This window comes from Kitasatospora sp. NPDC088160 (assembly GCF_044741445.1).
Lineage (GTDB): Bacteria > Actinomycetota > Actinomycetes > Streptomycetales > Streptomycetaceae > Kitasatospora.
Window position 1 is genome coordinate 1 of record NZ_JBIUSS010000052.1, and the last position, 10,146, is coordinate 10,146.

Sequence of the window (10,146 nt, forward strand, 5' to 3'; positions counted from 1 at the left end):
TGAGGCCGGAATCTGTAGTTGGCCCATGGAATCGATAGTTGGCCTAACAGTCCCGCTTGGCTACAGCGGGTGACTGTGACGAAGCACGCTAACTGTCGCGTCGGTACGGCATCGGTAGCCCTCGGCGACGGTGGATTCTGGGCAGCTCGCCTGCACTCCGAGGCCCTCGACCTAGCTGGCCGCCGGGCGCCGGTGAAGGCCAAGGGCGCCGTTGCCCGTCTTACCTTCTTCGTGGGTTCGAACTGGTCATTCGTAAGATCGGCGGAGCCCAGGGGCTCTGGGTATGGCTCATTGCCCGTTGCGGTCGGCATGGCTTAGGCAACTTGGCCGCCCGGAGCCCCGCGACGGCTCGACCACCAATTGGGAATCGCGACTCGATCGCTCCGTAAGACAACGTCGGCGAGGCCGTCTGCGGGACCGAACGTGACGACGAACTGGCGGAGGGAATCGTGCCCGAAATCTGGGCCGGACTGGACATCGGCAAGAAGCACCACCACGCGGTAGTGATCAACGGCGGCGGCAAGCGGCTGCTGTCCCGCCGCGTCCTGAACGACGAGACCGAGCTGCTCCAGCTCATCGCCGATGTCCTGGAGATATCCGGCGACGTGCTGTGGGCCGTGGACATCAACACCGGCATCGCCGCCCTGGCGACCGGCCTCCTCCTCAACCACGGACAACCCGTCGCCTACCTCACCGGCCGGACCATCCACCAGGCGTCCACCACCTACCGGGGCGAAGGCAAGACCGACGCCCGCGACGCCTTCATCATCGCCGACCAGGCCCGCGTCCGCCGCGACGTGAGCATGCTCCGCCCCGGCGACGACATCGCCCTCGACCTGCGCCTCCTGACCGCCCGGCGCCTGGACGTGGTCCACGACCGGACCCGCCAGATCAACCGTCTCCGGGCCCAGCTCCTGGAGTTCTTCCCCGCCCTGGAACGGGCCCTCGACCTAACGAAGAAGGGCCCCGTCCTCCTACTGACCGCCTACCAGACCCCGGCCGCGATCCGCCGCATGGGCGTCCGACGGCTGGAGACCTGGCTCCGCAACCGCAAGGTCCACTCCGCCGGCCCGCTCGCGGCCCGAGCCGTAGAAGCCGCCCAGGCCCAGATGACCGCCCTGCGCGGCGAGGAACTGGGCGCCGAACTCGTCGCCCGCCTCGCCCGTTCAGTGGTCGCGCACAGCGACGAAGTGGCCGAACTCGACACCCGGATCGAAGCCCGCTTCCGCCAGCACCGGGACGCCGAGGTGATCCTCACCCTGCCTGGCATGGGCCCCACCCTCGGTGCCGAGTTCATCGCCGCGACCGGCGGGGATCTGACCGCCTCGCCGGCCCGGACCGCGTGGCCGGGTTCGCCGGCCTGGCCCCGGTCCCCTGGGACTCCGGGAAAGTCAGCGGCAACCTGCGCAGGCCCCGCCGATACCACCGCGGCCTCCAACGCGCCCTCTTCCTGTCCGCTCAGGTCAGCGTGTTCTGGTGCCCGGTCTCGAAGGCGTACTACGACCGGAAGAGGAAGGAGGGCAAAGGGCACGAGCAGGCCGTCATTGCCCTCGCTCGCCGACGCGTCAACGTCATATGGGCCATGATCCGCGATGACGCACCCTTCCAGACCGCCCCGGCCCCCGCCCGAGCAGCTTGACGTGGTGGCCCGCCGGCCGCCGCACCGGTTGCCGACAGGCGACTGGGCCCGCTTGTGCGCGGTGCGGCGGCTCTCGCTGTCAATGTGTCAGCGGATGAACCTCACGCTCTGCCCGCGCAGCTGCGAGTCCTCCTGGCCCGGGGTCAGGACGACGTGGGAGCCCCTGCACCGCTCGCCCGAGAAGACGATGGCGTCGCGATTGGTCCCGTTGACTGTCCGTCCGCTGATGTCGACGCCGTAGCAGATGTTGTCCTGCGGGTTCTGGATGGCCTCTTCCGTCCCTTCGGAGGTGGTGAAGTCGAAGGTGCCGGTCGCGGCATAGGCCGATCCGGTAAGGCCCACCGCCAGCAGGGCGCCTGCGGCCAGGGTGCCGAGGGTGGTGCACAGGCGACGCATAGTCACTCCTTGCGTATAGATGATCACGCAGGATTATCCTCAGCGGTGGACCGGGAACCCGACTGGCACGCCGCGAAGTGCCGCGTCACTCCAGCCCTCGCCGGAGCCGCTTGACAGTCGGCATTGGAAAGTCGCCGTGGCAGCCGGGCGCGGGGGGACTTCGTGCTGGAGACGGCTCTACTGGGTGCTCGAGGTTCTGGGCGATGGTCCACTCACGCCCCCCGCATCGATCGAACAGGTCGGCGGCAGCTGCGACTTCCTCTTCCCCGGGCTCGCCGTGGGCCGGAGGGACGTGCGGCGGCGCCGGTTGTGACCGCGAGGGTGTGATGCCTCGCTGGACGGAGGCTGAGTGGGTGGTCTCCGAGCCTCGCGGGCGGGCGGGTTTGTGTCGGTAGAACGCCCCCACATCATCCTCAAGGGCATGCTGCGGGTGCGCGGGCGTGCTCGCCCTTGCTCTCGTCATCCCCTGGAGCGCGGTTCCACTCGAAGGGGCGGTTTGGCTGGTCGTCGGCGTCGATCGCACCGCATGGCGGCCCGTGGTTTCGGTACGAATGACCATGGTCGCCACCCATCAGGGTCGCGACGCGTTCGTGCGCGAGGTGTTCGACGTCGCAGCCGCCCGCTACCCGCGGGGCGGATGTGGATCGACGGCCGCAGCCCGGGCAAGCGACGCAGTCCATGAGTTCAGGAGACAACGATGACGAACTACCTGGAGCGCATCTTCACGGATGCCCTCACGAAGGGCACCCCCTTCATCAAAGACATCCCGGCGGCGGTTCGGGCTGCGTTGGCACACACGCGTGCGGAGGTGCTCGGCGACGCGACGCTGTCCTCCCCTTCGATCAAACCCCTGCCGGACAGCCAGCAGATCTACTCGATTGACTACACGAACGACACGTCCGTGGAGCAGTCGCAGACCCTCAAGATCTCGAAGGATGTCACCCGGTCGGTGACGGTGAGCAAGACGAAGACGTTCGAGGCGGACCAGGAGATCTCGATGGAGGTCAAGCTGGAGGGCTTCGGGAGTATGGGAGGGAAGATCGGCTTCAAGGAGGGGCAGAGCAGTACGAGTTCCGAGGAGAAGAGTGTCACCGAGACCTGGGGGGTCGACACTCCGGTCAGGGTTCCCCCGCACACGGGGGTCACGGCGGTGGTCTTCGTGGACGAAGGGGAGCTCACGGTCGGCTTCGAGGGGCGTGCCCACCTCTACCTGCACTTTGATGATGGCAAGGAGTACGAGATCGGCGTCTTCATCTCCTATCTGGACCTGGGAACCGACGAGAAGAAGGCCTACTACGGCTTTGACCTGGAGGGCAAGAGCGCGGCGGACAGTCCTCGGTACCGGCTCGACGGCACGGAGTTGATCGGGCGTGCGACCGGGTCCCTGTCCGCGAAGGCCGGGGTGAGGGTGAGGACCGTGGTGACCGAGAGGAAGAAGGGGGCCGAGGAAACGCCGCTTCAGGTTCTGGAGACCCTTCCGGGCGACGCGCAGGTCGCGCTCCTGGGGGCAGTTCTGGAGAACGCGGTGTAGTGCCGGCGGGCGGTGGCGCCGGTGCCGCCGAACTCCACCGCCCGGTCCTGCGTGGCCCCCTGGCGCTCTTTCCGGGAGCCCGCCGGGCTCGGTGTCGGCGTTCTCCGGAGCCGGCCGTGTCTGCGGGCCGGGTTGCGCCACTCTCGCGGGTGATTGCCGCCCGGGGGGTGTCCTCTTTCGGGGATTTCGCTCGTGGGCGGTGGCATTGGGTGGTGTGGTTCTCGGGTGAGTACACGAACCGGTCCGGTGATTCGTTCGGATGTGTGTGACCTGGCAGCGCTGATCACACCGTTCACGGGTGACCCCGTCTTCCGCCGGGACCTGGTGCTGGACGGTTCCTGGCCGCGACGGTGGTCGACGACCTGGCTGTTCGAAGGGGGCCAGGTCGTCTGGCCGGTGCGGGACCTGGGCTCGGTGCCGGTGCTCGACTCGCAACCGGTTCGCCGGTTCACCTGGCGGGCCCGGCAGCGGCACCGACCCGGACTGGAGTTCATGGCCTCCACCGGCCGGCAGCACGGGTTCGAGTCGCTGGAGGAGCGGGACCTGCTGCGGGCGCTGGACTTCGTGCGGGTCAGGGAGGTGCTGCCGCAGCCGTTCCGCCTGGACTTCGAGCACACCGGCGGCCGCGCGGCGCACATCCCGGACTTCCTGGCGCTGATGCCTGACGGCAACTGGCTGTTCGACGTGCGCCCGGCCGCGCTGGTCCGCGACGAGGACGCGCTGAAGTTCGCCGCAGCACGGGAGGTCGCGACGGCGGCGGGCTGGCACTACACCGTGGTCGGCGGCTGGCGTCCGCACGTCCAGTCGGTGCTGGACGCGTTGTCGGCCCGGCGCCGGACACGCACAGACCCGCTCGGTCTGCAGGGGCAGCTCCTGGCCGCCGTGGCTGACGGACCGTTGCGGTTCGGGGAACTGGTGGAGGCCACGCAGTGGCCCGAGCTCGCTCGAACGGAGGCGATCCATCTGCTCTGGCACCGCCGGCTCAGTATCGATCTGAGTGAGCCGCTCGGCGACCGGTCCCCGGTCTGGCCCGCCGGGCAGCAGCCCGGCCCCGCTGCGATGGGGCGACGGTCGTGAGCCGCGGCGTCCTGGTCCTGGCACCCGGGGTCCGACTGGAGCTCAGCGGCGTCCGTTACGCGGTTGAGGAACTGGAACCGCACCTGGGCCGGGTGGTCCTGGCCGATGCCAGCGGAGAGCGGAGCCGGCGGTCGTTGCGCTGGCTGGCGAACCACCCCGGCATCCGTGCACTGGCCGCTCCCGGCCGTCTGGCCCCAGCGGGCGGCGACCGGCGGGGAGTGGTTCTGTCCGACCTGACCCCCGACCAGGTGCGGCGGGCTCGGATCCGGGCCGAGCACGTGTTGGAGACCCAGAGCGGCTTTCGGGCCGGGCGCCCGGAGCGGGCCCTGCCGGGCGAGCCGAGACCGGGGTTCGACCCGGCGACGACCACCCTTGGCGAGCGCCGCCGGGCCAAGGCCGCCGAGCTGAAGGCGATGCCGGCCGTCGAGGCGGAGGCGCTGGGGCTGCGATTCATGAGCGAGCGGACGCTCAAGCGCCTGGCCCGCAGCGAGGGCGAAGACCTGGTTCTGGCCTGCGCGGACGGCCGCTGGCTCCGCGCGGGCGGAGGCCGGCCGAGCATCACCCCGGAGATCCGTGAAGGGATCTACGCCGTCCGGGAGGAGTCCCTGCGGCGCTCGCGGATGACGATGGCCGCCCGGCACCGGCTGCTGCACCAGTACGTCCGGGAGGTGTTCCCGGACTTTCCCGCCGAGGACGTTCCGTGCTGCAAGACGATGGCGGCGGTCTGGCGGGAGTGGTTCGGCCCGGACGGGTCACGTCAGCGCTACGTTCGCACGGCCGAGGTCGCGCAGGCGGGGCGGCGGGTGGTGGTCCACCGGCCCGGGCAGGTGGTCGCACTGGACTCGACACCGTTGCCGGTGAAGGTCCGCGAGCAGGTGTTCGGCGAGCCGGTGTCGGCGGTGATGTCGCTGGCGCTGGACCTCTACACGCACTCGATCGTGGCGTTCCGGCTCACGCTGGTGTCGGACACCTCGGTGGACATCGCGATGCTGCTGCGGGACGTGGTGATGCCGCTGCCGATGCGCGAGGGCTGGGGCGAGGACATGGAGTGGCCCTACCCCGGCGCTCCGGCCACGCTGGTCGCCCAGTTCGCCGGGCACAGGGTCGCCGCGCTGCCGTTCTTCGCGCCGGAGACGGTCACCACCGACCACGGCGGCCCCTACAAGAGCCACCAGATCGTCGCCGCCGAGCGGGCGTTGGGCTGCACGATCCTTCCGGCGAGGACGCTTCGGGCCCACGACAAGTTCGCTGTCGAGCGGGCGTTCTCCTCGATCAAGACGCTGCTGCTGGAGCACCTGCTGGGCTTCACCGGCACCGATGTCGCCGACCGGGGCGCCGACCCCGAGGCGGACGCGGTGCTGACGCTGGCCCAGGTCGAACACGCGGTCGCCACCTGGGTGGTGAAGGTCTGGCAGAACCGCGAGTTGGGCGAGTACGCGCCGGCCTGGGCACCGGACGGCCCCCACAGCCCGAACTCGCTGTTCGCGGCATCGACACGGCAGGGCGGCCTGGACCTGGAGATCCCGGGCCCGGAGCTCTACTACAAGCTCCTGCGTCCCCACCACGTGAAGATCCACGCGGGCCGCGGGGTGAAGATCCTCGGGCTCTTCTACTACGCCGACGTCCTGGACGAGGACCGCTTCCACGGCCGGTCGTCACGGGGAGGCCGGCACAAGGGCAAGTGGGTCATCCGCTCCGACCGCCGCGACCGCCGCACCGTGTTCTTCCAGGACCCCGACGATCCCGAACGCTGGCACGTCCTGCGCTGGACCGGCCTGCCTCCCGAGGGCGAGGTCCCGGCGTTCTCGGACATCAACGTCGACGCCCTGCTCGGCGAGGTCCGCCGGGCCGGGCTGAAACCGCGCTCGGACGAGGAACTGCTGCCAGTGCTCCTGGACATCCTCGGCTCGGCGATTCCGGTCAGCCAGTGGCCCTCCCAGATGGGCAAGCGGGAGAAGACCGCCCGCTCGCGCCGGGCCGCCGACGCCGCGCAAGCCGCAGCCGACCAGCCCTCCACGTCAGAGGGCCCGGCGGCCGAAGTGGTCGCCTGGCCCGTCGAGGCCGCTGGCATCGCGAAGGCGGTCGATGCGGAACGACGCCGGCTACGCGAGGTGTCGTCGGTCCGTCGCCCGGTCCCGCCGCCGCGGCTGGGCGACAGCCTGCGCCGGCGCAACCTCTTCCTCATTCCGCCCGACGACGCCCCCGCACCGCTTGAGGACCATGCATGACCGATGCCGCACCGACCCACCCGCTCGCCGGGATCCTCGGCGGCAAGCCTCCCCGTCGGGACACCTACGAGGGCTGGCAGTACTACTGCCGGTCCCGCCGGTCCTTCGTCCCGGCGCCCCGACTGTCCCTGGACCAGTGGCAGGCGATGAGCGATCGCGACAAGGCGCTCCACAACCTGCACCGCACGGCGACGCACGTCAACATGCCGCTGCAGGAGACACCGATGGCGAAGAGGGTCGCCTCTCTCGTCGACCGGCGCATCCGGGGCAACGCCATGCGGCTCACGTCCGCGACCTGGCCCGGGGTGATGGTCTTCGGCCTTGGCTACCAGGGAAAGACTGAGACCGTCTGCGACATCGCCGCCGAGTTCGAGGTCACCTTCCGGGAAGCGGGCGACCAGATCAATCCGTATGCGATGCCCGGAACGCGAGCGCTTCACGCCCCGGTCGTCTATGTCCAGACGCCGGTGACCGCGACGCCGAAGAGCACCTGCCAGGCGATCCTCGACTTCTTCGGCGCCCACACGAAGGGCCTGACCCTTCCCCAGCTCGTCCAGCAGGTCGCGGCCTCGCTCGACGGCCATGGGGTCCGCGCGTTGATTCTCGACGACATTACGAGACTGCGCATGCACCGGGCCGACGATCAGGACGTTCTCGACCTGATCCGGGCGTTCATGAGCATGAACGTCACCCTCGTCCTGATCGGTGCCGACATCCCAGGTTCTGGCCTGCTGCGGAAGGCGAAGTGGGACTCCCGGACCCGCCAGTGGGTGTTCCCGCCCTCGGCGAGCACCCGCGTCCACGGGCTGGAGGTGACCCAGACCGAGCGCCGTTTCGACCTCGTCGAACTCGGGACCTTCGAATGCACCACCCCGGAAGGCACCGAGGCCTTCCTGGACCACCTGGCCGGTCTGGAGGACGGCCTGCGGCTGTTCAACGCCTGGCCAGGAATGCTCACCGGCGGCGGCATGCCCGAATACCTGCGGCGCCGCACCAACGGCGTCATCGGCCTGCTCGCGCGCCTGATCGAGGACGGCGCCATGGAGGCCATGGCCAGCGGGAAGGAGTACCTCGACGAGGAGCTTCTCGACACGATCACCATCAGCCTCGACGCACTGGGCCGCGATCCCGGGGCCGGGGAAATCCCCATCGTTCCGGACCTCTCCTCCTCCAACGCGAAGAAGCCTCCGGCCCGACGGCAGAAGCGCCCGCGCAACACCGTCTTCGACGACGTCGGCCCCAGGGCAGCCGCGGACGGGGCCTGAGCCGATGGTTCCTGGCCGTGACGCACACCCTCCGCTGCCAAGAAGCCTGGCCCCGCTGCCCGGCGAGGGCTTGCCCGGATTCGTCCTGAGACTCGCCCATCACCTCGACCTGACCCCGACCCAGGTGGTCAGGCGAACGGGGCTCGCATTCGAGGACCGGGGCCAGGCCCGGCTCCGGCACCTGTTCATGCTCGAAGCCAGCATCCGGGCAGCGTTCGCCCGCTCGACCCGGCTGACCGAGGACGAGGCCGACCAGCTGACCCTCCGCCCCTGGAGCAGCCACTACCCGCCCCTCGCCGACGTCCTGGGCCAGCCCGGCGAAGCCCTGCGGCCGCGGAAGGTGACTACCGACTGGATGCTGCTGTCGTCCAGCCGCTACTGCCCGGAGTGTCTCGCCGGCGACGGGAGCCGGATCCAGCAACTGCACGGCGGACCCTGGAAACTGTCCTGGCGCCTGCCTGTGATCTTCGCCTGTCTGGAACACAACCGCATGCTCGTCGACACCTGCCCACGCTGTCGGCGGCCGGCCCAGGCCGGATCATGGACAACGAGCCCCCAGCTCGTTCCCCTCCCGGGCCTCGGACATCTTCACCCCACGCGCTGCCGCAACCGGGTCTCAGCCGGGCCTCAGGGCACGGTCTGCGGCCACCCGCTGGACGATCTCGCGGCCATCCCCGCAACACAGCTCGCTCCGGACCTCGCTGACCTCCAACGCAGGCTCCAGAAGATGCTGGAACCCGGCCACTACCCCTCGACGGCTATCTCGCGCTTCTCGGACCTTCGAGTCGCTGTCGCTCTCATCACCGCGGCCCGGCAGTCGCCAGACCCTGCCGGGCAATCCAGCGGCGCCATCTCGCAGCTCATGGACGAGTACAGACGCGGTGTCCACGGGTCCTGGCCCGGACAGACACAGCCATGCTGGGGTGCTCTGCCCACCGCCAGCACGGCCTCCGCAGAAGTGCTCAGCCTCGCCGACCGGCTCGTCCGTCTGCCGAGAACTGCGTTCCGGGCCGAAATCCACAACCTCACAGGACGCGCCCCGCGCTACGACGCATCCGCCTGGAGCCAGACCTGGGACATCCTGAAGACCAGGTGTTCACCGCTCTTCAGACACGACGTCGAGCAGTGCTGCCAAGGGATCTTCGTGCCTACGCACATCTCGCACACCGGCCCGCTAGTCATCCCGGTGCGCGAACGCGGCTACCTGCCCGAGCACATCCCTCAGCGTCCCCCGGGCAGTTGGCTCACCGTCCTGGCAGAGAACGGGGCACCTCCACAGCACCTGCGAAAGCCCATCCAGTTCCGCCGAGTCGTGGCAGTCCAACTGGTCCAGGCCGCTGCGGGCTGTTCCGTCGACGCAGCAGCCGAGCTGCTGGGCATCCCCCAGAGCTGGAATCGCTCAGGTCCCGGCGCGCTCATGCGTCAGAGCCTCCATCCGAGCCAGAACAGCGCCCATCCGCTGTTGAGCCCGGAGATCGCCGAGGCATTCGAGGCCCTCACCCAGCACATCGCCCGAGAACCCGTCAACTACTACCAGCGCCGCCAGAACCTCGCCTTCTGGCACCTTCGACACTCCGACTGGGACACCATCACCCAACAGCTGGGCCGGATGTTCGTTCAAGGCCCGCAGACAGGCGCCGACGAGCTACTCCGGGAGTGCGCCTCCGCCTACGTCTGGGCCGCCGTCACCGGCAGCGAATGGCAGCTCTCACCCTCATTCCGAGCGCCGCTGTCCGCCTTCAACCGCCGAGTCGGGCCCGGGACGCCCGCGCTCCGGATTCTGCACCACATCCATCACGCCACAGACCGCAGGCTACGGGCGGTCCTCGACGACCGGGTCCGGGCCCTGATCGGCAGTGCAGATCGCCAACCCGGTGACTACTCTCCGTGACTTTGAGCGCCTCGCTCAGGCCAACTATCAGTTCCGAACTGGGCCAACCATCGATTCCTGCGGGATCCTCCACCAGCACCGATCGACGGGTCAGGGGCCAACAACCGATTCCGGTCTCA

The 10,146-nt window shown here is 69.5% G+C and carries 6 protein-coding genes and 1 pseudogene; 6 read left to right on the forward strand and 1 reads right to left on the reverse strand.

Translation table 11 applies throughout. The annotated features are described in order from the left end of the window. Positions 1-446: 446 nt before the first annotated feature. Positions 447-1,639, forward strand: a pseudogene (locus ACIOGZ_RS41625) (IS110 family transposase). An 87-nt stretch (positions 1,640-1,726) separates the two neighbouring features. Here ACIOGZ_RS41625 and ACIOGZ_RS41630 read toward each other — a convergent pair. Beyond that, the gene (locus ACIOGZ_RS41630; protein WP_363632911.1) at positions 1,727-2,035 is read right to left on the reverse strand and encodes a hypothetical protein; all 309 of its coding nucleotides are present in this window, start codon (positions 2,033-2,035) and stop codon (positions 1,727-1,729) included. 697 nt (positions 2,036-2,732) lie between these two features. Here ACIOGZ_RS41630 and ACIOGZ_RS41635 point away from each other — a divergent pair. From ACIOGZ_RS41635 to ACIOGZ_RS41655, 5 genes are all read left to right on the forward strand, one after another. Further along, positions 2,733-3,566, forward strand: coding sequence for an ETX/MTX2 family pore-forming toxin (locus tag ACIOGZ_RS41635; protein ID WP_400989859.1), 834 nt, complete (start codon positions 2,733-2,735; stop codon positions 3,564-3,566). A 261-nt stretch (positions 3,567-3,827) separates the two neighbouring features. Further along, a complete protein-coding gene (locus ACIOGZ_RS41640; protein ID WP_400989862.1) occupies positions 3,828-4,643 on the forward strand; it encodes a TnsA-like heteromeric transposase endonuclease subunit in 816 nt (271 codons plus the stop codon). Next, positions 4,640-6,871, forward strand: coding sequence for a transposase (locus ACIOGZ_RS41645; protein ID WP_400989865.1), 2,232 nt, complete (start codon positions 4,640-4,642; stop codon positions 6,869-6,871). Before ACIOGZ_RS41640 ends, ACIOGZ_RS41645 begins: the two co-directional genes overlap by 4 nt. A gap of 146 nt (positions 6,872-7,017) precedes the next feature. Next, positions 7,018-8,136, forward strand: coding sequence for an AAA family ATPase (locus tag ACIOGZ_RS41650; protein WP_400989868.1), 1,119 nt, complete (start codon positions 7,018-7,020; stop codon positions 8,134-8,136). 4 nt (positions 8,137-8,140) lie between these two features. Continuing rightward, a complete protein-coding gene (locus tag ACIOGZ_RS41655; protein WP_400989871.1) occupies positions 8,141-10,027 on the forward strand; it encodes a TniQ family protein in 1,887 nt (628 codons plus the stop codon). Positions 10,028-10,146: the final 119 nt, after the last annotated feature.